Origin of the sequence: Nostoc sp. (assembly GCF_036917355.1) — a bacterium.
In the GTDB taxonomy this organism is placed as follows: domain Bacteria; phylum Cyanobacteriota; class Cyanobacteriia; order Cyanobacteriales; family Nostocaceae; genus Nostoc.
Genome location: NZ_JBALDP010000016.1, coordinates 48,960 through 73,428, shown reverse-complemented (window position 1 = coordinate 73,428; position 24,469 = coordinate 48,960). Strand labels below are relative to the sequence as shown.

Annotated in this window: 15 protein-coding genes; 10 read left to right on the top strand and 5 right to left on the bottom strand. The window is 42.0% G+C overall.

The annotated features are described in order from the left end of the window. Positions 1-16: 16 nt before the first annotated feature. Positions 17-2,563 (bottom strand): proteasome protein, encoded by a 2,547-nt coding sequence (locus tag V7K53_RS04825; RefSeq protein WP_335196493.1) that lies wholly within the window; start codon positions 2,561-2,563, stop codon positions 17-19. A 935-nt stretch (positions 2,564-3,498) separates the two neighbouring features. On the opposite strand from V7K53_RS04825, the gene V7K53_RS04820 reads away from it, so the two are divergent. The 3 genes from V7K53_RS04820 to V7K53_RS04810 all read left to right on the top strand — a co-directional run bounded on the left by V7K53_RS04820 (position 3,499) and on the right by V7K53_RS04810 (position 9,087). Beyond that, positions 3,499-6,384 carry a PAS domain S-box protein gene (locus V7K53_RS04820; RefSeq protein WP_335196492.1) on the top strand — a complete coding sequence of 962 codons (2,886 nt, stop codon included), beginning with the start codon at positions 3,499-3,501 and terminating at the stop codon, positions 6,382-6,384. A gap of 374 nt (positions 6,385-6,758) precedes the next feature. Continuing rightward, positions 6,759-7,481: a cyclase family protein gene (locus tag V7K53_RS04815; protein ID WP_335196491.1), complete on the top strand. Its 723-nt coding sequence runs from the start codon at positions 6,759-6,761 to the stop codon at positions 7,479-7,481. A 109-nt stretch (positions 7,482-7,590) separates the two neighbouring features. Continuing rightward, complete coding sequence (locus V7K53_RS04810; RefSeq protein WP_335196490.1) at positions 7,591-9,087, top strand: aldehyde dehydrogenase family protein; 1,497 nt, start codon at positions 7,591-7,593, stop codon at positions 9,085-9,087. A 47-nt stretch (positions 9,088-9,134) separates the two neighbouring features. Here V7K53_RS04810 and V7K53_RS04805 read toward each other — a convergent pair whose 3' ends face one another. Then, complete coding sequence (locus tag V7K53_RS04805) at positions 9,135-9,839, bottom strand: Uma2 family endonuclease (RefSeq protein WP_335190216.1); 705 nt, start codon at positions 9,837-9,839, stop codon at positions 9,135-9,137. Positions 9,840-9,847: 8 nt separating this feature from the next. On the opposite strand from V7K53_RS04805, the gene V7K53_RS04800 reads away from it, so the two are divergent. Continuing rightward, the gene (locus tag V7K53_RS04800; protein WP_335196489.1) at positions 9,848-10,117 is read left to right on the top strand and encodes a hypothetical protein; all 270 of its coding nucleotides are present in this window, start codon (positions 9,848-9,850) and stop codon (positions 10,115-10,117) included. Positions 10,118-10,354: 237 nt separating this feature from the next. Here V7K53_RS04800 and V7K53_RS04795 read toward each other — a convergent pair whose 3' ends face one another. Continuing rightward, on the bottom strand, positions 10,355-13,789 hold the full coding sequence (locus tag V7K53_RS04795; RefSeq protein WP_335196488.1) for an nSTAND1 domain-containing NTPase: 3,435 nt from the start codon (positions 13,787-13,789) through the stop codon (positions 10,355-10,357). A 135-nt stretch (positions 13,790-13,924) separates the two neighbouring features. On the opposite strand from V7K53_RS04795, the gene V7K53_RS04790 reads away from it, so the two are divergent. Both V7K53_RS04790 and V7K53_RS04785 read left to right on the top strand, forming a co-directional pair. After that, on the top strand, positions 13,925-14,326 hold the full coding sequence (locus V7K53_RS04790) for a CU044_2847 family protein (RefSeq protein WP_292732579.1): 402 nt from the start codon (positions 13,925-13,927) through the stop codon (positions 14,324-14,326). Then, positions 14,323-15,033 carry a TIGR04283 family arsenosugar biosynthesis glycosyltransferase gene (locus V7K53_RS04785; RefSeq protein WP_335196487.1) on the top strand — a complete coding sequence of 237 codons (711 nt, stop codon included), beginning with the start codon at positions 14,323-14,325 and terminating at the stop codon, positions 15,031-15,033. Before V7K53_RS04790 ends, V7K53_RS04785 begins: the two co-directional genes overlap by 4 nt. Here V7K53_RS04785 and V7K53_RS04780 read toward each other — a convergent pair. Then, positions 14,980-15,294 carry a hypothetical protein gene (locus V7K53_RS04780; RefSeq protein WP_335196486.1) on the bottom strand — a complete coding sequence of 105 codons (315 nt, stop codon included), beginning with the start codon at positions 15,292-15,294 and terminating at the stop codon, positions 14,980-14,982. The genes V7K53_RS04785 and V7K53_RS04780 overlap by 54 nt on opposite strands. Before the next feature lie 60 nt (positions 15,295-15,354). Between V7K53_RS04780 and V7K53_RS04775 the strand changes: the two genes are divergently transcribed. The 4 genes from V7K53_RS04775 to V7K53_RS04760 all read left to right on the top strand — a co-directional run bounded on the left by V7K53_RS04775 (position 15,355) and on the right by V7K53_RS04760 (position 20,255). After that, a complete protein-coding gene (locus V7K53_RS04775; RefSeq protein ID WP_335196485.1) occupies positions 15,355-16,113 on the top strand; it encodes a TVP38/TMEM64 family protein in 759 nt (252 codons plus the stop codon). Beyond that, entirely contained in the window at positions 16,082-16,927 is an 846-nt protein-coding gene (locus V7K53_RS04770; RefSeq protein WP_335196484.1) for a TVP38/TMEM64 family protein, read from the top strand. The genes V7K53_RS04775 and V7K53_RS04770 overlap by 32 nt, the downstream gene beginning before the upstream one ends. A 99-nt stretch (positions 16,928-17,026) precedes the next feature. Beyond that, positions 17,027-18,322: a phthiocerol/phthiodiolone dimycocerosyl transferase family protein gene (locus V7K53_RS04765; protein ID WP_335196483.1), complete on the top strand. Its 1,296-nt coding sequence runs from the start codon at positions 17,027-17,029 to the stop codon at positions 18,320-18,322. Between the two features lie 382 nt (positions 18,323-18,704). Next, positions 18,705-20,255, top strand: coding sequence for a mercuric reductase (locus tag V7K53_RS04760; protein ID WP_335196482.1), 1,551 nt, complete (start codon positions 18,705-18,707; stop codon positions 20,253-20,255). Between the two features lie 171 nt (positions 20,256-20,426). Here V7K53_RS04760 and V7K53_RS04755 read toward each other — a convergent pair whose 3' ends face one another. Continuing rightward, positions 20,427-23,921 (bottom strand): PA14 domain-containing protein, encoded by a 3,495-nt coding sequence (locus tag V7K53_RS04755; protein ID WP_335196481.1) that lies wholly within the window; start codon positions 23,919-23,921, stop codon positions 20,427-20,429. Positions 23,922-24,469 lie beyond the last annotated feature (548 nt).

The following is a 24,469-nucleotide window of genomic DNA, read 5'->3' as shown; positions in this document are numbered from 1 at the left end:
TCTCTATGCGATCGGGTCATCTCAAATCTAAATCGTCTGAGAGAGAAACAGCCGCCATTTCAGAAATAATCTGCAACCAAGTAGGAATTTGGATCTCAGATGGCAATTCCCCAGCTGCCAAATATCTTAGCAAAGTTTCTTTTTTTGAAAGGTTTTGCAGACTAGGAATAATTTGATCCAAAATGCCTTCTAGTTCGGAATTAATTTGCTGATTAACTTCGCTGACATACTGCACGAGATGGAGGCTGGCGCTAGCAGTAATTTCATCTCGCAGTCGCAGTACTAAAAGTTGGTGATTGCTCGATCTAGGTAAGCCTTGGCTTTTCTCTGGAGCCCAATCAAAGATTTGACCAACGTTATGTTTATCGTCTTGACGTGCTAAAGGAAAGATAATTTCGGGTGCAACAGTTTTGTCTTTACTAGTAATTTCTGAGATAATTGCTTCTTTCCATTCGTTAGGGTCGCATCCTAGCAATAATTTGTAAAAGAGATCGGCATCTTCAAAACCAAATTTTTCTTCGATTTCTTGTTCCATTTCTGGATGGAAAAATGCCTGCAATTGTTCGCGTTCTGGGGCTATATAATTTGATAATTGGCTCAACAAATCTACCACGGCTTGATGGATGCGATCGCGGGCAAAATCTTCTACTTCTTTAACGGTTTTTTCAAATACTGGATAAAAATCATCACTCTTAGTTGGTAGGGAAGTATTTACGCGGTTTCCCCGATCGAATAATTTACCAGCTGCACCTTTAGATTCTGCCAGAGCGATCGCTCCATTATTGGCTTTGTTGAAGAGTAAAGTCCACTGGTTCCAATTAAGAATTCTAAAAGTAAGTTCGTCTTTTACTACATCGCTGACAACAACACCGCGCCGATCTTTAAGTGGTTCTTTGCCGATATCTTTTTGAAAATTTCGGTAGATTTTATCCAAGCTTTCGACCACAAAGCGCAATTCTATAAAAGCGGGACTATCGCCTGTGGGGATACCTTGCTCGTGAATTTCATCTATGATGTCTTTTAAGTGATCTTGTTGCTGACTCACCACATCAGCAGCTCTTTTAGTATCTTCATGCAGTTGCTTCAGACCATGAGTAGCTACGTGAGTTTGAATCAATTCGCGCAGCTTACTAAGTCCGCCATCTTGACTAAAGTAACCTAGCTGTCTGCCCAAATAGCTACGGGTGTTAAATTCTATCAACCGTTCACTTAATAGCTCCCATTTCTGTTGTAGCCGTTTAGACCGATCTAAATAATCAGGATAATCTAAGTTAGCTAAAAACTCTGGTGAGCCAGCTTTGACTGTAGTAGAACGTTTTGCCAATTCAGCTAATCCCAACAGTGGCGACAGTAAAACAATGCGGTCTTTTTGGGTTGTAAATGCTGCTGCACCGTCAATGGTAGTTTGCAAAACTTTGAGTTTTTGGAGAACCGTTTCCTCTTCTAAATGGCTATCTTCAATCAGATGGTCAAGTTCTCTTTCGCCACCCTCGCTGTCTAGAGGTAGTTGATCGAAGCGACCCACACCGACGAGAATTAAATCTTTCAGGTCTTGTCCCGGTCGCTGCTGCTGCATCATGGTGAAGATTTTATTGGCGCGATCGCTCCCAGGAGATTTACCATTTAGCAAAACCAGAATTGTCTGTACTTCTGCCAATTCCCGCAATGACAAGAAGGTATCCCTAGCCCCGGAATTAGCAGCCCCTAATCCTGGAAAGTCGATGAGAATAAATTTAGCTGCATCTGCAAAATCCCAAATTTCCCGTGAGATTTTCACATCGATATCGACGCGGCGAATTAGTGGGAAACTGTTTTGCAATAACTTTGTTGGTAGCCTCTGGGGTGGACTCGGTAATCGAATATGCGCTGGGGGTAGATCCTCAAATTTCAGAGTTTGGATTGCCATTGGCTGTTCGACTAGCTGTAGCCCCTCACGGGCAGTCACCGCATCAATTTGGTAGTGCCCACCACACATAACTTCCCCATAAGCCTGATAAGCCCGCAGGAATAATACCAACTCCCGAAGTAAATAACGTAGCTCTAAATTGTTACTGCTATTCCACGCTTCTTCACACCAGCTAATAATATCTGTCCCAGAGTTGAGTTTCGATACTGGTATCGGAGGAAGCCCTGCTGCTGTTGTTCGTTTATTGGCTTCCCCTAGCATGAAGCGTAGACACTCATGTACGCCCTCATGGGAAAGATACTCTACTGTAAAATTACTTAATTGCGTCGTTGCAAAATCGTCCTGCGGGATAATATGTATGGCGGTAACATTACCTGTAGTGGGGTTTTCACTGACTGGCAAAGCATCTGCATATCCAATTAGACTGCCTAAAAGTAAGGTTTTTCCACTACTAAATTCTCCCATCACCCCAATTTTGACAGGCGAAGTTGCCAGGTCTACGGTTTTCTGGGCAGCCGATCGCAAACGGAGAAGACAGTCATCAAGACTAGCTGGAACCCAATCTTCTTCTTTAGAAGGGTACTGGGGCACAGAATCTATCTTTCGGAGGATGAATTCGCCGTACTCCTTAAAACGGCCCAGTTTATCTGGTTCCATAAAGTAGTTTCCGCCTAACATTAATTTCTGTGAGCTTTATAACATATAAAATGCGATTACCAGGCATTGTTACGACCAGTTGATATCACATTTAGCATTTCTCTCATTTAATTTGTGATTTTGCTATAGCAATCCTAAATCATTCGTGAGATTTGTTCTCTTTTTATTGGCATACTTTTCTAAAAGATGCTACGCGTACCCTACGAGGAAGCAAGCTACATGTAGTGTCTTGTAGAAAGACAGTTCGTCATCACCTAGATCGATCGTCACTCAGATAAGATTGCTATATAAGGCATTTTGACGAGTCAACACAATTTTGAAAAATTAGTTTTTGTTGATAACAATAAAAAACAATACATTCATCATTATCCCCAATTACAAATAAATAGGGTTGGTTTTTATACCTCTAATTCAACCAAATCTGCTGAATACAGATGTAGTTATTAAACTTTTTTATACTGCATTATTTTAAGCAAGATAGATCCATCAGCCAGATTTTAATTCATGCTGAATTCTTCTTGATAAAAAATCAATATTTATTTTGGATGAAATTCTTGATTATTGTGAATTTCTTATAAAGATGTAAATGCCTTGCAGAGAATCATATAGTTTCCGTAAAGCTAAATTAGGTTTTTGAGCAATGCAATTACATAGCTAAGATAAATTGATCGGTGACTTCAAAAATAAACAAAGTCAAACAAGCTCTCTGAATATATATAGTTTAAATTTCACACAAAGTGCTGAAGTTAATCTTAATGATAACTTCAGCATTTTTTTAATTTATTTACAGTAAAAGAGGAATTGCTGCATATATAAAAATAAATAAAGTATTAAGATCGATAGCAGGTTGGCATAAACAAGATTATATCCATGTATTAAGAAATTGTATTTTCAGCATATTACCTTAATAATTTAGGCAGAGCAGGCAGGCAAAAGTGTTTTCTAAAAAGGTGCAGAGCTACGTTAAACAAATCATAGTAGAAGAGGAAGAAATACAACAGGATGAAAAAGTATTCTGCCAGCAGGCGGATATTGCTCCTCTGATGATTTGGATGTCTGGATGTAATGCACTTTACTGTTACTTCAATTCTAATTGGCTGAAATTTACTGGAACACATCTAACAAAAGCCGCGTCTGCATCTGCGCGAGAAGAGGAAATAGGCAATATTTGGACTGGCAGCGTCCATCCAGAAGATAGACAGCGATGTGAAGATATATACCTGAGAGCATTTGCGATGTATGATTCCTTCCAGAGGCAATATCGCCTGCGTCGAGCTGATGGTGAATATCGCTGGATTTTAGATACAGCCGCGCCACGATTTGCGGCAGATGGTAGCTTTGTCGGTTACATCGGTTATTGTATCGATCTAACAGAAGTGCGGATAGGGATCGGTCAACCTTCCGTAACAGAAAGCTGCTTGCTATCGACAAATTCCTCTCGCCGCTTACGTAAAATTACAGATAGAGAGCGGGCGGCAGAATTAGCAAAAGCATTAGAGCAACTGCAAACTGAAATTCGCAAACGCCAAGCAGTTGAAGCACAATTACGCCAAAAAACATCAGAATTTGCCGCGATTTTGCAAGTACTTCCTGATTCATACTTTCGTCTTGATGCTGACGGAAGTATTCTGGATTACAAGCAAGGATTGATGGAGAGTTTGGATATTCTACCAGGAGATTGTCAGGGCAAGAGTTTACGAGAATGCTTACCGACTGCTGTAAGCGATCGCTTCCACCAAGCAATAAATCAAGTACTTGAAACTCAATATGAAGTCAGTTTTGAATATACCTTACCGCAACCAGGAGAAAACAATAATTTTGAAGCTAGGTTATTACCATTACCAGACCAGCAAATTATAGTTCTTGTCCGCGACACCAGCGACAACATCCAAGCAGCTTTAATAGAAAGTGATGCCAAGTTCCGCAGCATTGTAGAAAACGCCAACAACATTATTTTTGCGCTGACACTTGAAGGGATATTTTCCTACGTTTCTCCTAACTGGACTGAGATTTTTGGGCATGAGGTTGCAGAGGTTGAAGGCAAATCTTTTATTCCCTTCATACATCCTGACGATGTGCATATCTGTGCCGATTATTTCCAAAGAATTTTGACAACAGGCAAGAAACAAGAGGCAATTGAATATCGAGTTAAACACAAAAATGGTAATTGGCGATGGCATACAAGCAACTCATCTGCTATTAAAGATGCTAATGGCAATGTTTTGTACTTCGTTGGTATTTGCTATGACACTACTGACCGTAAAGAAGCAGAAATAGCACTTAGAGAAAGCGCTCAGCGAGAAGCACTCCTCAATCGTCTTTCTAATCAGATTCGAGCTTCTTTGGATCTCAATCACATTGTAGAAACCGCAGTGCAGGAGATTCATAACTTATTTCAGATCGATCGCTGCGCCTTCCTTTGGTATCGGCAAGACGCTGATGTACCATACTGGGAAAGAGTCTATGAGGCGAAAAGTTCCTTTTTACCATGTCTGCTTAATCAACAAGAAGCAACTCATGCCGAAATCAAACTAATCGCAGCCAAAACCTTGAACGGAGAAATCATCCGCATTGATGATACTGAAACTGTGGGCGATTCCATAGCACAGAAATTTTTGCAGGATTTTGGTTTTACTGCCTTTATGGCGCTACCTGTACACACTCAATCTGGTGAAATTGGTGCATTTAGCTGTGGTTATTGTAGTGGCTTTCGCCCTTGGCTGAACAACGAAGTAGAATTACTGAAAGCAGTTACAGTTCAACTAGCGATCGCTATTGACCAAGCTAAACTTTACACCCAAAGCCGCATTACCGCCCAAACTGCCCAAGACAAAGCCCAGCAACTAGAAGCAGCACTGTTAGAACTTCAACAAACTCAAACGCAACTGATTCAAACTGAAAAAATGTCCAGTTTAGGACAATTGGTTGCAGGTATTGCCCACGAAATCAATAATCCCGTCAATTTCATCTACGGCAATATTAGCCACGCCAGTGAATATACTAAGGATTTGCTGTACTTAGTAGAACTATATCAACAGAGCTACTACCCACCAACACCAGAGATCGATCGACAAATCAATACCATTGATTTAGACTTTCTCAAGCAAGATTTACCCAAAATTCTGGAGTCGATGAAGATGGGAGCCGAACGCATTCGGCAGATTGTCCTATCTTTACGCAATTTTTCTCGCCTTGATGAAGACGGTACAAAAGCAGTGGATATTCATGAAGGGATGGATAGCACTTTGTTGCTATTGCAAAATCGCCTCAAAGCCAAACCAGGACATCCCGAAATCCAAGTAATTCGAGACTACGGCAATCTACCACCAGTAGTCTGTCACGCCGGACAGATGAATCAGGTGTTTATGAATGTATTGACAAATGCGATCGATGCTTTAGAAGAGTCATACTCTGCGGGAAGGCAAAGCGCCTATGTCAATAGTCATACCCTGCAAAAAGGCGTTTGCGTAGCGTCTCCAAGAGTTGCACCTATGTCATTAGTAAACAACATTGAACAAAAAACAAATGACCAAGGACAAATGACTTTCCCACAAATTCACATTCGCAGCCTCATTCAAAAAGACTATGTAATCATTAGAGTTGCTGACAATGGTCCAGGGATGAGTGAAGAAGTACGCAAACGCCTATTTGACCCTTTCTTCACGACAAAACCTGTGGGTAAAGGTACAGGTATGGGATTATCAATTAGCTACCAAATTGTAGTCCAAAAACACGGTGGAAAGATCCATTGTATTTCAGCACCAGGAGAAGGAGCCGAGTTTATTGTAATGATTCCACTAAAGCAAGAACCCTCAACATAGATATCACGCAATAGAGATAAAAGTGAAAAAATGTAGAGACGTAGCACTGTTACGTCTCTTGAAGGATTCTAGATAACGCATATTTAATTTCTAGAGATGTCTAATTTTAATCTAAACTTAATTAAAACTTAACCTAATAGTTGTTAACTAAGATCAACTCACTTTTTGCTGCAACATTTTAACCCCCTCAATAACCTAAAATTTACAGGAATTGAGGGGATTATTTATTCTAATATAGGGAATTAGGTTTGAAAAACGTTGTAATGGTAGTGCTATCTTTGCGTAGGCATAGTCAACCCAGACAATGTACACAATGAACTGCACCTACGCACCTTATAAAAAATCCCTGAGTGAAAATAATATAGAAGGCTGGGATGATACAACCCCAAAGTCAAAATAGTATCACCTACACACGCGTTATCCACCTAAGTCATGTAATTGACATAGATATTCCCCAATGGTCTGGAGATCCGACAGTAGAATTTGAGACTGTGGCTGAACTAAATAATGATGGTTATTACCTGCGGCGTTTCTCCTTGGGGGAACATAGCGCTACCCATATCAATGCCCCTAACAGTTTTCATAGTTCTGCTGTGGGAATTGACCAATATCCAGCCCAGTCTTTGGTTGTACCTGCGGTAGTTATAAACGTTTGCCAAGCTACAGCAGTTAATCCTGATTATGCCCTGACTGTTGCTGATGTTTTGGCTTGGGAGGCAGAATACGGTGAAATTTCTGCTGGCTGCGTAGTTATATTGAATACTGGTTGGCAAAAAAAGTGGTTAGATAAAAGTGCATTCCTCAATCATGATGCTCAAGGGATTCCCCACTTTCCCGGATTTGGCAGCGATGCAACTCAATTTTTACTTAATGAACGGCAAATAGTTGGGGTAGGAATTGATACTCATGGTGTAGACCCCGGACAGGATAACAGTTTTACGATTAACCGCCTAGTTTTAGAACAACCGCGCATTGTGTTAGAGAATCTAACAAATTTGGATCAACTGCCACCTAAAGGTACTACTCTAGCGATCGCACCTCTAAGATTACGTGGTGGTTCTGGTTCTCCTGTTGGGGTGTTAGCGTTAGTGCCTTAATTTTTATATAGATATTTGCTTATCGCGCCAATTTCCTAAACTTGAGGATAACCTAGAAAGCAAGCAAACTTAATACACAAGTTTCAGTGGATCATCGGAGATTTTCAAAATGACAACTCCGCTATCTTGCCGTAATTATATAGACGGTCAATGGTTGAGTGCTGTAGGAGAAGCAACCCTCGAAAGTCGCAACCCTGCCGATAAAACCGAAGTCGTAGCCACATTTCCGCGTTCTCAAGTTAAGGATGTAGATACAGCGGTAGCCGCCGCCCGTAAAGCCTACCGCAGTTGGCGCAAAGTCCCGGCCCCAGCAAGGGCAGAATACATCTTTCGTGTTGGGGAAATATTACTCCAGCATAAAGAAGAACTTGCCCAATTAATCAGCTGGGAAATGGGTAAACCTCTGACGGAAGCCAGGGGAGATGTGCAGGAAGGTATTGACTGTGCCTTTTACAGTGCTGGCGAAGGACGGCGACTATTTGGGCAAACCACACCTTCGGAAATGTCCAATAAATTTGCCATGACTGTGCGGATGCCCATCGGAGTCTGTGCTTTAATTACTCCCTGGAATTTTCCTGTGGCAATTCCTTGCTGGAAAGCTATGCCAGCCTTGGTATGTGGCAATACAGTTATTCTCAAACCTGCTGAAGATACTTCCGCCTGTGCAACTAAATTGATTGAGATTTTTCAACAAGCAGGTTTACCACCAGGAGTAATTAACTTGGTGCATGGTGTGGGAGAAGAGGTGGGGAAAGCTTTAGTTGAGCATCCCAATGTTGATTTAGTATCCTTTACCGGTTCCTCAGAAACGGGTGCTTTTGTCGGCGCGACTTGCGGACGCACTCACAAGCGTGTCTGTTTGGAAATGGGTGGTAAAAATGCTCAAGTGGTGATGGAAGATGCCGATTTGGAACTTGCTCTCGATGGTGCTGTGTGGGGAGCATTTGGGACAACTGGGCAACGCTGTACGGCTACCAGTCGGCTGATTTTGCATCGTGATATCAAAGAAAAATTTACTGCGATGCTCTATGAGCGTACCAGTAAGTTACGCTTGGGTGCTGGAACCGATCCAAATACAGATATTGGCCCGATTGTCAATGAAAAGCAACTCCAACAGGTGAGCAAGTATTTGGATATTGCTCGTGAGGAAGGGGCAAAGGTTTTAATTGGTGGGGAAATTGCTAGTGAAGGCTCATTAAAAAACGGTTACTTTTTTCAACCAACTATTTTGGATGATGTAACTCCTGATATGCGCGTCGCCCGTGAAGAGATATTTGGGCCAGTAGTGGCATTAATTGAAGTTAGCTCCTTTGAGGATGCGATCGCAATTCTCAACGATAGCAATTATGGTCTTTCTTCTTCAGTTTACACCCGCGATATCAATCGGGCTTTTACTGCTATGCGTGACATCGAAGCAGGTATCACCTATATTAACGGCCCAACTATTGGCGCAGAGGTACACTTGCCATTTGGTGGTGTGAAACAAACCGGTAACGGACACCGCGAAGCTGGAACTACAGCTTTGGATGTTTTCACAGAGTGGAAAAGTGTCTATGTTGACTTCTCTGGAAGTTTGCAACGCGCTCAGATAGATAACCGCAGTTAAGATAATGAACTATCTCTGGTTGTGCGAAAGTTTGAGCTAGGGGTAGTTCATAGTAAATTTGGGTCAATTCCTTGTTGTTGTAATCTGGCTAAAAGTTCTTGAAGCTGCTGCTGAGTTTGTTCTAACTGTTGTTGCTGTTGTGCGTTTATCTCTTCTGGAGTTTGGTATCTGTTACCATTTTGGTCATACCAAAACAGCCATTCTCGTGTTCTTCCTTGATAAGTACCCTGTTCTCGTCCAATCCCTAAACCAATTTCTGGCATCCAAATTTGGTCGCCGAGTTGTAAAGTGTACTTACCTTCAACTAAGCGATAAACTTCTAATCGTTGACGCTTACGACGTAGCCGCGTTGGTGCATAAATGACGTAATATAAAATGCCTAATTGGGCATAATCTATTTTCTTTTGTTCATATTCGCCATTGTAGGTTTGAGAAACCACTTCTAAAGCTAAAATGGGCGTAATCCCTTCTTCTTCCCAGAAAACGTAACTAGAACGTCCGTTTTCTCCAACAAAACGTTCAACACCTAAACTCAAAAACCCATCGGGGACTATAGCTGGTTGTAATGGTGTATAGTAAATTCCCATGTTGATACCGAAAAACCAGTCATCACGGGTTTGCCAAATCGAGGCTAAGATGGCTAACAATAAATTAGGAATTAATATTTGTAGTTCGTTATCCACAGGGGTATCATCAGAATCTGGTAATTCCGCCGATGAAGGTAGGCAGTCTAAGGGATTGTAGTTATACATAATACTTGGTGGTTGACAGTTATCAGTTAACACCATTTTTTCAGACTAGATGCAGAATTCCCGGAAGTGACTTCAGGGTTCTGCGATCGCTTAATTATAAAAACTTACTGCGAGCAAAGCAATCTTTGAATGTTGCGATCGCTCTTGAACACCATTTTTTCAGACTAGATGTAGGGTTTGTCTTTGTTTGCTGCGATCGCTTAATTATAAAAACTCATTGCCAGCAATGCAATCTCCGAAAAGAGCGATCGCTCTTGAACACCATTTTTTCAGACTAGATGTAGGGTTTGTCTTTGTTTGCTGCGATCGCTTAATTATAAAAACTCATTGCCAGTAAAGCAATCTTTGAGTGTTGCGGTCGCTTTACTCGCTCTGACAAATAAATATTTTTGTTTTGCCATACACGTAAACGAAGATCGCAAAACAACTAATTTTAGTCGAATAATGATGTATAAAAAGTTTGCCGAAAGTTGCATTGCGGGATTGGGTAGAAGTAAAAACGCAACCTAAAGTATTTACTTAACTGGTTCTGGTGGTAAACCAAGCTTGGCACGAAAATCCTCGTCGTATATTGCCTTCTTCCAACTATTGGCATTAGCAGATTTAACTTGCTCAGTAGTAAGGTTTTTGGTGTACTTGAGGTTGGCACTACTGAGGTTGATACCACTGAGGTTGGCACCGCTGAGGTCGACACCGCTAAGGTTAGCACTGCTAAGGTTAACACCGCTAAGATTAGCACTGCTAAGGTTAACACCGCTAAGATTAGCACTGCTAAGGTTAACACCGCTAAGGTTAGCAAGGCTGAGGTTAACACCGCTAAGGTTAGCAAGGCTGAGGTCGACACCGCGGAGGTCGACATTGCTGAGGTTAACACCGCTGAGTTTAACACGGCTGAGGTTAATACCGCGGAGGTCGACACCGCTGAAGTTAGCACTACTGAGGTTAACACCTCTGAGGTCGACACCGTTCAGCTTGGCACTGTTGAGGCTAGCACGTCTGAGGTCAGCATCCTTGAGGTTGGCACTGCTGAGGTCGGCATAACTGAGATCAGCATTTCTGAGGTTAGTGCTGCTGAGGTTGGCACCTCTGAGGTCAACACCACTGAGGTCGGCATTGCTAAGGTCAACACCACTGAGCTTGACATTAGAACCAATCATATACATTTGCTTGTCAGCAGGATTTATCTTCTGGGGAAACTTAGTTTCCTTGGTGTAAAGTGCATAACTAAGGTCGGCGTCTCTAAGGTTGGCACTGCTGAGGTCGGTACGTTTGAGGTTCGCACGTTGGAGGTTGGCATTGTTGAGGTTGGCATTGCTGAGGTTGGCATTGCTGAGGTTGGCATTGCTGAGGTTAGCACCGATGAGGTTGGTATCGCTGAGGTTAGCACCGATGAGGTTGGCATTGCTAATTTTAATACTGCTGAGATTAGCACTGCTGAGGTTAGCACCGATGAGGTAAGCACTGTTGAGGTTGGCATTGCTAAGGTCAGCACCCCTGAGATAAGCACTGTTGAGGTTGGCACGAGTGAGGTTAGTACTGATGAGAAAGGCACCGCTTAGATAAGTATTGCTAAGGTAAGCACTGCTGAGGTTCCCATTGCTTAAGTCAGCACCGTTGAGTTCAGCACTGCTAAAATCTTTGTTAGCTAGACTCTCACCAGCTTCTACCAACTTTTCAAGAGCTTTAATTTTTGCTCTGACATACTTTTTTCCCTTAGCATTATCGATGGTTCGCCAAAGATTTATTATCCTTAACTGTTTTTCAACTGCAAAGCTTAGATATACGGATAAAACCAGTGCTATGAAGAAAAAAACTATTGATTTAAAGCGATTAGTCTGTTTGTATCTGATGCTTGTCTGAATCAATTCAATAGCCAGGTCTGATAATTTTAAGTTGTCAGCTTGTGCCTTCTCGAAAAGCTTTGCATCTATCAAACGTTTTCCCTGAAAGAGATAATCTTTCACCTTTGCTCTATCTCGCCATTCAATAGCTGCCGCTTCTATTTTTCGCTTTTGTCGCAGTATGTCCCGACTTTCTTCAATCCATTTGCGTAATAGCGGCCAATGTCGAATCAATGCTTCATGAGCCACATCAAGCACAGCAACTTGACCGGAACCTAACCCTTTCTCAATTAAAGTACTGGTGACAACTAACTTCTCATCTGCTAACCCTTGTATTACCTTCTTAATCACAGCTTCTGGATGCTTTGAGCTAACTAAATCTTGTTGAAAAATTTGTCTGCGCGTATCTTCTGTTCCTTCTCCCAACTGCGTCAATTCTAAAAAAATCCGCTTTGTTGCTTGCTGTTCCTCAAGTGATAATGATTCATAAACTTCTGTAGCGCGTGTTTGCAAAGTTCCTCTAACTCCACCTAGTTTGCTATAGGTAGTCAGGGTTAACAGTTCTTCAGTTTTTTGCTGCCATAGTTCTGTCAGCGTGTACTGCAACAACGGTAAACTTCCTGGCGAATTTTCTACATCTGCAATCATTTGAGAAACTAATTCCGGTTCTACTGCTAAGTTCACTTGTTGGGCAGGTTTGATAATTGCTGTTTTTAATTCCTCCCGATTCATCGGTGTTACTGTTACTAAATGCTCTTGAATCTTCTTAGCTAGTCCGCCATACTCTTGTTCCAGACATTTGCCAAAGAAATCAGCCCGCATTGTGATTATTAGGCAGAGTTTATTGTCATCCCGTTGTAAAGCACCTAGCACACATTCAAAAAACTGTTGTCGTTTTGTAATGTCTTGACATTGAGTAAAAGCTTCCTCAAACTGGTCTACCACTAACACGACGCGCTGAGTTTGTGCAGCAGTAATCAACTGTCCTAAACCGACTGCACCTTTAGCAATTAATTCTTCTGCTTTTGCTAATTGTGAGGCTCGTTCAATATCTGATAAATCCGATTCTACAAATGCCAGTGCTAAATTTTGTAAGGGATTAATCCCTGGTCGAAATATTTTCAACTGCCAAGTTTCGCTACCTGATAACCTACGCCCTAACTTTAATTGATAAAGTAAACCCGCTCTGACAACACTAGACTTACCACTTCCTGATGCTCCCAACACAGCGAGGAAATTACCCGATCGCACTTTTTCTAATAATTCGTCGGTTAACGCTGTTCTGCCATAAAATAAGTTAGCATCTGCTTCTGTGCAATCAAAATAAGACAACCCTTTGTAAGGACAAATAGCTGATATTTGTACTGTGGAGTTAACAGGAGAGGAATTCCATTTGCGGGTGAGATTAATTGCTTCACCAGAGTTAGCAAATATGGGACGCTGGGGGAATGGGTGATGTTCTTGATTGAGCAAGTCTACTAAGGTGTAGTTACTCACCCAACGGTCTTGTTTTGGTTCCAAACCTTTGAGCAGTGCAGCAGTGAGAACGCTGTGTTGGCTGTTAATCTCTTCAAAAGCAACTTCAAAATCACGAGAAGCCGCAATAAAACATCTGTCTCTACCTTTACCGCGATCGCCTGGATCTGCCTCTGCAAAATTTAGCACCTCTCCGCTATAACAGCAATCCAAAATCACAATTTGTTGTCTGACTTCACTTTCTTGCAGCAGTCGCCGCAGCCATTGTAGAGATAGTCCCCAATTCCCCGCATCGGGGTTGACTTCACTTGTCGCTAAAAAGCCTTCCTGAATCCCTAGATTTTTCCGCAATCCATGACCAGAAAAATAGAGTAGCGCTGTGTCTGGCGGCTTCCCATCTGGCTTAAACAATTGGACGATCGCTCTTTCTAACTGAGTTAAACTAACTTTAGTTTGCTTACCAATGCGAATCGTCTCATTTTCCTTGTCTTTGACTGCTGGTAGCCGCGTTACCCGAAATTCACCATATTGTTGTAAGATTTGAGCGATCGCTTCACCATCGGCAGCTGGTGCGTTGAGACATTTTAAGCGGTCATACGTATTAATTCCCACCACCAAAGCGTCTCGACTCATCCTGCAAAGCCCTATGATAGTTGTGCCGAATTATTTCCAGCTTCTACAAGAAATTTACCGCATTTTCCGTAAAATTTTGTAGATAAGCACCGCTGGGCTACCCTAGACACAATTCTTTTAGGCGAGATTTATCCCATGACTCAACTCACACCTATTCAGTTAGAAGATGGCACGATTATTTACATTGAGGCTACAAATAATGTAGATGCTCCACCAGTGATTACCGAAGTTTCTCCAGAGGGAGAAGAAGAAGCGCTAATTGATAAGGGATGGGATGCTGATGCTGCACAAAAACAGATAGTGCAAAATTTCCAAGCAATTGAAGGTACAATTCGGGCTTACACTGTTTATTCACTGAATGCTTTTAAGAAAATCCCTGTTGCTAATATTGATAAAGTCACTCTTGAATTTGGCATCAAAGTTGGCGGTGAAGCAGGTATACCTTACGTGACTAAAGGCACGGCTGAAAGCAATCTGAAGGTAACGGTAGAGTGTTCATTTCCTGACCAACCGGAAAAGAAAACTCAGCAATCATGAGTGAGAGTATTGACGCAGCCAAAATTTCGATTATTATTCCGGCTATTAATGAAGCGGGGAATATTAAAAAAGCCATTGCTACTACTCAAGGCAGTATAAATATAGAAGTCATTGTAGTCGATGGTGGCTCTAGTGATGATACTGTAGCGATCGCTCAGTCTTTAAATGTCAAAGTTATTTCATCATCTCCCGGTCGTGCTGTGCAAATGAACGCGGGTGCTGTAGCGGCTAGCGGCGAGATTCTGTTATTTCTCCATGCAGATACTCGTTTGCCAACTGGGTTTGATGAGATGATTTCCACAGCACTACAACAGCCTGGGATTGTGGCTGGTGCTTTTAAGTTGCGGATTGATGCGTCACTTTTAAGTTTACGATGGGTGGAGTGGGGAGTAAATGTGCGATCGCATTTTTACCAAATGCCTTATGGCGACCAAGCAATTTTTTTAACAAAGGAAGTCTTTCAGCAAATAGGCGGCTTTCCCGAATTGCCTATCATGGAAGACTTTGAACTCATGCGTCGTTTAAAAGGCATCGGACATATTGTAATTATTTCTACACCAGTTGTCACCTCAGCCCGTAGATGGTTGCAAAAGGGAGTATTGAAAACTACTTTACTTAATCAAATAGTAATTATTGCTTATTTGCTCGGCGTTTCACCTGAGCGAATTTGTAGCTGGTATCGTCGAGAAAAATTTAAGAGGCTTTAAGCTGTTTCTCATGTGGGTAGTATATCTTAGGGACATTGGATTTGAGGTGTAAATTTTAAATTTGAGCCTCAGAAGGTCAAAGTTGAGCCTCAGAAGGTCAACGTCGAGCCTCAAAAGGTCAACGTCGAGCCTCAAAAGGTCAACATTGAGCCTCAGAAGGTCAAAGTTGAGCCTCAGAAGGTCAACGTCGAGCCTCAGAAGGTCAACGTCGAGCCTCAGAAGGTCAAAGTTGAGCCTCAAAAGGTCAACGTCGAGCCTCAAAAGGTCAAAGTTGAACCTCAAAAGGTCAACATTGAGCCTCTGAGGGTGAAACTGATAAAAATGAACAAGCGTTTATTAAATTCCAAACTCAAACTACTACTGCTAAGTTGCCTGATTATCACTCTAATAATTGCTGCTAAACAGTTAAACTTTCAGGGACTTTTACAAACCTTAGTCATTTGGGTTCACAGTCTTGGTGCTTTAGGCCCCATCGCTTACATAGTTATTTTCAACTTGGCAACATTACTGTTTATACCCGGTTCCCTCCTAACCCTCAAAGGTGGTTGTCTGTTTGGTGTATTTTGGGGATCGATATATGTGCTAATTGCTGCGACAATTGGAGCAATCTTGGCTTTTATTATTGGACGCTACCTGTCACGAGATTGGGTTTCTCGACAAATGGAAAAACATCCTAAATTTAAAGCGATTGATTTAGCAGTTGCTAAAGAAGGATGGAAAATTGTTTTGCTAACTCGTCTTTCGCCTATCTTTCCCTTCAATTTATTAAATTATGCTTTTGGGATAACACAAGTTTCTCTCAAAGACTATATATTAGGTTCCTTCGGCATTATTCCCGGTACTGTGATGTACGTTTATATTGGTTCTTTAGCTGGTAATCTTGCCATGATTAACACTTCTCATCAACCAATTACTCCAGAAACTCAACTCTGGCAATGGATAATGCGAGTAGTTGGGTTGATTGCTACCGTTGCAGTGACTTTATATATCACAAAAATTGCTCAGAAAGCATTAGCTCAAAGTGTGGCAATAGAAGAAATAACAACTCATGAAAAAACTAACAATCATTCAGATATTTAAAGCCTCTCTGCGAGACGCTACGCGAACGACTCCGCTCGGCTTTAACACTGAGCGAAGCCGAAGTGTTAAAAGTATTGATGCCAGAAACTTCCAGCAGTTTTTTAGCCTTAGTGTATTAATATTACTAATATTGGCAAGTAGTTTTTCATTAAACACAGACCCAGCTTTAGCACAAGAATCGGCAAATTCCAATTCTTTCAATCCCCAAGCAATTTTACGCGAAGCTTTACAGTGGATTGATAGCTTGGGTGCGGTGGGAGCCATAGCTTTTATTGTCCTTTATATTATCGCTACCGTTGCTTTTTTCCCAGGTTCTATTCTCACCTTGGGAGCTGGTGTTATCTTTGGTGCAGTTTGGGGTTCTCTCTACGTGTTTATCGGTGCAACCCTTGGCGCTACCGCAGCTTTTCTCGTTGGACGTTATTTAGCAAGGGGTTGGGTTGCTAGTAAAATCGCAGATAACAAAAAATTTGCCGCCATTGACCAAGCGGTTGGTAAAGAAGGATTAAAAATTGTCCTGTTAACGCGATTGTCCCCGATATTTCCTTTCAATTTGCTCAATTATGCCTTTGGCATCACAGGAGTTTCACTTCAAGATTACTTCATCGGCTCTCTAGGCATGATTCCTGGAACCATCATGTATGTTTATATTGGTTCCCTTGCAGGTAATCTGGCCATGATTGGCACTGAGGCTCAACCTACCAACCCGACTTTACAATGGGCAATTCGGATTTTGGGTTTAATTGCCACAGTCGCCGTGACGATTTATATTACCCGTATTGCCCGGCAAGCTTTAGAAGATGAGGTTTTATAGCTTCTATCCTTTGAACTGTGTCACGAATTGAGGTTTGCAGATAAAACCCCAGGGCAAACGCATCTAAATTAACGTGAGTGTGGAATCCGAGGATTCGCTATGGACAACAGAGAACTTGGCAACATAGAGAAAGCTATGGAAACCTTAAATCGTGATGCGGGAGGTTTCTCAGTTGTAACAGTTGGTCGCATCAAAGGCCCCCTAAATGCAGAAATGGTCAGACAGGCTCTAGACCTTGTACAGTGTCGTCACCCTCTTCTTAATTCTTGTATTGTTGGTTCCTTGGATAATCTCCGCTTTCAAACTGGAGAGATACCTTTGATTCCTTTGCGTATTGTAGACAAGTTACACAATGAACAGTGGACTGATGTCGTTTTGGAAGAGCTGAATGAAAAAATTGACAGCAGCAAAGATTTGCTCAGAGCTGTACTCGTTCTGCCAATGAATGAATCATGTGTAAATTATCTAATCCTAACAGTGCATCACGCCATATCAGATGGCTTGTCATGCCTTCAACTGTACTCAGAAATATTGACATATTGCCAGAATTTTGGTTCTAATCAGCCAATAACTCAAGTTATTAGCTTGCCCACACTTCCACCCGTCGAAGAGCTATTGCCTAAATCGACAAATGGGTTGAGGAAAGAAACTCTGTGTCACCAACTAGAACCTTTAAATGTTGAAACCTTGGGTTTTGAGGAGTGTGTTTCGATGGAGTTACGCCGTTGTGGTTTTATCCACAGACAGCTAGACGCCAAGTTAACTCAGCAGCTTATAAATACTTGCAGGCAGGAGAAGACAACACTGCAAGGTGCTTTTTGTGCAGCGATGCTATTTGCAGTGGTGAGAAAAATCAGTGCAGGTCAGACTAATGATGTGCGCGTGAGCTGCCGAACGGCTGTTAATTTACGTCAACGTCTAAAACCAGTTGTTAGCAATGAGAACATGATAGTGCTTACTTCGTCTCTAATATCATTTCACACCCTACAAATAAACACATCATTCTGGGAATTAGCACGGAATATAAAACAAAAGCTTGACGCTGGTTTAGAGCAGGGCGACGTGTTCAGCAGAGTATTGACGTTCAGTCATAATATCGAGTCACTTCTCAGACGACCTGATGAAGTATTGGCGACGGTATCTGTCAGCAACGTGGGTCGAGTAAACATCCCCAGAGTTTACGGTTCACTCGAAATAGAAGAAATCAGCTTCATACCATCGCTCGCTGCTTATGGAGGTGTTTTCTGTGCAGCTGTCACAACTTTTCAGGGAAAAATATTTTGGAATTTTCCGTTTTCTGAACCGGCAATCAGTCTCCATACGATGGAGAACCTTGTAAACAGCACAGTATCCTGTATTATTGACGCTTGCCAAGGATTTTCTCAGCCAGGGTAAGCAGCATAAACTAATTAAATTTGTTGATTTCTTAATATTTACTTGACAAAACTCTGTGTCCCCACCGTTCAGACTTCTCTATGCGTTGACTCAGCGCCCTTATCCTACGGAAAGGCGTACCACTTGCCTACGGCACGCTGCGCGTAGCTTGCTTCTCTGTAAGAGTACGTGGAAGCAAGCTACGCGTAGCGTCTCCAAGAGTTGCGCCTATGCGTTTAAAAACTTCCTGCTATTTCAGTAGAGCAGATTATTTGTCAATTCTCAAACTGATAAAACAGTGCAAAGATGTAATTCTTATTAAACAATCATTCAAAATAAAGGACACCAGTCTCCGAATTTATGTTGACTTTAGTATTTTCAATTCTTAAAAGAGGTTTCGCCAATGACCAATTCTGAATTCGAGAGAGTCACAGTTCGTCCAATAGACGAGTATAACCAAAAGTTGGTGTCTTACGTCCATCCGCCAAATTGGGTTAATCCTCAACCCGCCGATGTTTACGACTTGGTAGTAATTGGTGCTGGTACGGCGGGATTAGTGGTGGCGGCGGGTGCTGCGGGTCTAGATTTAGGTTTAAAGGTGGCGTTAATTGAAAAGAATCTCATGGGTGGAGATTGCTTAAATGTTGGTTGCGTACCATCTAAAACTATTATTCGCTCTGCCCGCGTCGTTGGCGAAATCTGGGATGCTAAAGGTTTAGGAGTTAATATTCCCCAACATAATATTGATGTTGATTTTCCCAAAGTTATGGCCAGGATGCGGCGGATAAGGGCTGATATCAGCCCTAACGACTCGGCGGAGCGCTTCTCTTCATTGGGTGTTGATGTCTTTTTGGGTAGCGGTCGATTTGCAAGTAAAAATACCGTGGAAGTTGGCGACAAAACCCTCAAGTTTAAAAAAGCTGTAATTGCGACTGGTGCAAGAGCTGCGCAACTGTCGATTCCAGGAATTGAACAGGCGGGTTATCTAACCAATGAGACGGTTTTTTCCTTAATTCAACGACCGGAACGTTTGGCGGTGATTGGTGGCGGGCCCATTGGTTGCGAATTAGCGCAAGCTTTCCGGCGTTTGGGTTGTGAGGTGGTGCTTTTCCATAGCGGTTCTCATCTCCTGAATAAAGAAGACGCTGAAGCCGCTAAAATTCTCCAAAAGGTTTTGATTAACGAAGGAATTCGCGTAGTACTCGATTCCAAATTGGAGGAAGTGGTAACTGTCACCGAAGGGAAACGCCTTTACTTTTCCTCTAACGGTCATCGAGATTCGGTGACAGTCGATGAAATTTTAGTTGGTGCGGGGCGATCGCCAAATGTCGAAAATCTAAATTTAGAAGCTGTGGGTGTAGAATATGACAAGCACCAAGGCGTGAAGGTAAATGATTACCTCCAGACAAGCAATCCCAAAATTTATGCAGCTGGCGATATCTGCATGAACTGGAAGTTTACACATGCTGCTGATGCCGCGGCGCGGATTGTAATTAAAAATACTCTGTTTTCTCCCTTTGGCTTGGGACGCTCGAAACTCAGTAGTTTGGTGATGCCTTGGGTAACTTATACCGATCCAGAAATTGCCCATGTAGGGTTATACGAACACGAGGCGCAAAAATTGGGGATTGAGGTGACGACCATCAACATACCTTTTAATAGTGTAGACCGAGCGATCGCAGATGGTGAAGAGTTAGGATTTCTCAAAATCCACCATAAAAAGGGGTCTGATGAAATTATCGGTGCAACTATTGTCGCCAGTCACGCGGGTGAGATGATTTCAGAAGTGACTACGGCAATGGTGAATAAAATCGGTTTGAGCAAGTTAAGCAGTGTAATTCATCCTTATCCCACTCAAGCTGAAGCGATTAAAAAAGCTGCTGATGCTTATCGCCGAACACTTTTAACATCAAATACCAAAAAATTGTTGGGATTTCTGACAAAGTTATCTTAATCAAAATCAGTGAACAGTCGGATAACTGTTCACTGATAACTGATACAGCAGTTTTCAACTAGATGAAGTATAAAGTACAGGAGTCAAAATCAGATTTACTTCTGCCTCCTGCCTCCTGCCTCTTGCTTGGTTGTTGAGCGTAGTCGAAACACTGCCTCCTTCAAGTCATCTCTAAACAGGTCGGAAGCGATCGATCTCGCCTCCGATCAAGTTTGCGTAATACAGATTACCATCAGGGCCAGTGGTGATTTGTGTAGGCAGTCCTAGATTAGGCCTGTCTGCTGTGGAAGCAAACCGCTTAACTGAGGTAACTTTACCTTGACTATCTAATATCAAAGCATCGATAGTTCCTTGACTGAAATCACCAATGAATAAGGCACCTTGATAGATTGAAGGGAAAGTATTACCTGTGTAAAAGTCACCCACAAGGATCGAATTAGAACCAGAATGCTTGTAAGTGTACAGTGGTGCTGTAACAGATGAGCCACTATTATAGAAGGCTTTTGCTGCATCTAAATTAGCGTAGACTGATTGTTTCAGACTGACGACATTACCATTTGCATCAAGTCCACCTTCATAGAATGGCCAGCCAAAGTTAGCTCCTGGTTTTCCGATATTGACCTCTTCGTAAGTACCGAAGCCAACATCACCAATTACGGGAGTATTCGTCTTTTTATCAATTGTGAAACGGAAGGGGTTACGCAGACCTAAGTCATAAACTTTGGAAATATTGCTATTGCCGTCACCGTTGTAGAAAGGATTGCTTGATAAGCCTTGACCTGTAATCGGGTCAATCCGCAGAATCTTGCCGGATAGATTATTCTTATCCTGGACGCGAATTGCTCGGGGGTCTACTCCATTGTAGGAAGTACCATCTCCTAAGCTCACAAACAGAGAACCATCAGTACCAAAACGCACAGAACCAACTGAATGAGATTCACTATCATTGGCTATAAAATTCTGGACATTTTGGACTTTATCGAGATTATTGAGATAATCTTGCAAGCTGGTAAACGGCTTACCAGTATCTTTGTTGAGAATTCCTGATGGTGCATAGCCAAGTGAGACATTTGTACTATTTCCATCGGGCTTGACAATATTCGCCCAAGTACCATTTGTGCCAAGTAGTACAACTTCGCTGCCAGCAATAGCAGTAGTGTAATTAGTGTTGGGGTCAGCTGTAAAACGACTTAGGCGTGCAGTCCGATTCCCATTCTGATCGGGATCGTCTAATGTGCTATTGGGATTGTTCTTAGAATTGCTTGTATTAGTTTCTGGTGGATCGTAAGTATACAAAAGGTAAACATAGTTGTTGCCGTTTGGACTTTTGCCAAAATCTGGATGTACGGCAATGCCTAAAAGACCGCGATCGCGCGTATCATTTACCTGTCCGCGAATATCAGTAAATGGTGTGGATAATAAGGTACCGTTTTTCATGACTCGCACTACCCCATTTTTCTGGGCAATGAACATACTGTTACCATCAGGTGCCCATTCAAAAGCTGTAGGTTGATTCAAACCAGAAGCTACCGTATCTAAAGCAAAGTTACCAGAGTCATTATCAATAATACTGATACTTGTCTGTTGATTAGTTAACTGCACTCCAACTGGGTTACTGAAATTCAAAGTAAATGTTTCATTTGATTCCCCAACGTTGTCATTAAGAATGGGGATAACAATGGTGTTACTGGTTTGTCCGACTACAAAACTCAAGCTTCCAGATACAGCCTGGTAGTCAGATCCAGCTTTAGCAGTCCCATCTTGGGTTATGTAGTTGACGCTAGCAGCCGCCGAAGCGTTGCCCCGTGTAACTATCACCTTAGCAGTACCGTCACCCTCACTGACTACTGGCTGACTGAAATCGAGGCCGGAGCGATCGTTGTCTTGAATCGTAATTCCAAGAGTTCTTTGGACTCCAAGTGTTGCCCCCTCTGGCTGATCGATGACAAAATTAAAGGTTTCATCTGCTTCTATCGAGGAATCCTCATTGATCGGAATGGATACTTCCGTGCTGCTTTGTCCCGGCGCAAAAGTAAGTATTCCAGCACTTTCAACGCCTTCACTTCCATAGTCAACTCCTTTTGTAGCAGTATTAGCGATAGTTGCATACTTGATTGAAGATGTACTACTTAAATCTCCAGTCCTAAGTATTTTAACGGTAACACTATTACTGTCTTCGTTCACAGTCATCGAAGACGATCCCAAGGTGATAGCGGTCTGAAGAACTGGTGAATAAAGTTGAGACTGAGGAATGATTTCCTTCGCCTGAGAGGCGCTTGACCAACGCAGTTGAGAAACGGCATTGCCTTTATTTTCGTAGTACTCAAGTTTAATGTCGTATTTCTGACCTGCAACCAATGCGATCGAGCCACTGGATTCGGTGGCAGATTGATCGACAAACTGATTGATGATTTGTTGACCATTCACCCACAGTCGCACACCATCATCAGCAGTGGTGTAGAACTTGTAAGTTTCGCTGTACTTGGCTTCTACCTGACCTGTCCACCGCGCTGAGAAGCTATCTACATCAATCGACGCATCGGGGGAACCAGCACCCCAGTTAAAGTTCACCGTCGGATCTGTGCGAGTTTGCTTGAGGTTGGTGAAGTCGATGTTGTCGTAGTACTCTCCTTTAAGTCCGTTGCCATTACTACCACCACTACTAGGTGTGCTGACATTACTATACAGTTGGGACTGAGGAATGATTTCCTTCGCCTGAGAGGTGCTTGACCAACGCAGTTGAGAAACAGCATTGGATTTATTTTCGTAGTACTCAAGCTTAATATCGTACTTCTGACCTGCAACTAGTGCGATCGAGCCACTGGATTCGGTGGCAGATTGATCGATAAACTGATTGATGATTTGTTGACCATTCACCCACAGTCGCACACCATCATCAGCAGTGGTGTAGAACTTGTAAGTTTCGCTGTACTTGGCTTCTACCTGACCTGTCCACCGCGCTGAGAAGCTATCTACATCAATCGACGCATCGGGGGAACCAGCACCCCAGTTAAAGTTCACCGTCGGATCTGTGCGAGTTTGCTTGAGGTTGGTGAAGTCGATGTTGTCGTAGTACTCTCCTTTAAGTCCGTTGCCATTACTACCACCACTACTAGGTGTGCTGACATTACTATACAGTTGGGACTGAGGAATGATTTCCTTCGCCTGAGAGGTGCTTGACCAACGCAGTTGAGAAACAGCATTGGATTTATTTTCGTAGTACTCAAGCTTAATATCGTACTTCTGACCTGCAACTAGTGCGATCGAGCCACTGGATTCGGTGGCAGATTGATCGATAAACTGATTGATGATTTGTTGACCATTCACCCACAGTCGCACACCATCATCAGCAGTGGTGTAGAACTTGTAAGTTTCGCTGTACTTGGCTTCTACCTGACCTGTCCACCGCGCTGAGAAGCTATCTACATCAATCGACGCATCGGGGGAACCAGCACGCCAGTTAAAGTTCACCGTCGGATCTGTACGACTTACCTTCAGGTTGGTGAAGTCGATGTTGTCGTAATACTCTGCCTTGAGTCCATCTCCTTGAGAGAGTAGGCTAGACCGAGCAGAAATGCTGGTTTGCCCTTGGTTAATGCTTTCTAGAGATGATTTAGTCGTAATTACTGGGCTTACAGATGTTGATAAGTTTTGATTTGATGCCATAATTAAGGTTTCAGGATTAGTTTTGCATTGATGAATATTTCAACAAAGAATGCATCATAAAGTTTGATATAAATATATCGATCGGCTAATCATTGATTGGCTTATAAATATATTTTTATAAATTACTAATTATGAATAATTACTTGAAGAACATATTAGTCTTTGTTTGCTTTCAAAAAATTACTGAGTTTTGGAGACCTTCTAAATTTCACTGATGTGCAGATCCATATTCAGTAAGGCAAGCAATGCTCAATAAAGCAAATACATGCGTAATTAGTCAAATGCAATAACTTTACATAGATTACTTAAGTATTCTTTAACTTCTACATATTTGACAATAGATAGCGGTGTTATGTCTATCTTGTTTATGGAATTTTGTTTAAATATTCACATTAATATATTCTTTTTTAAAGGAATACAAAAGTTTTGATGATGTTTAAGTAAAACTTGCCAAATTACCGGATAATTTAATGTATTTTATCTACAGATTCATTAACTATATAAAAATTGGATAAAGAAAAATTTTAATATTTAAAGATTTAAAAAAC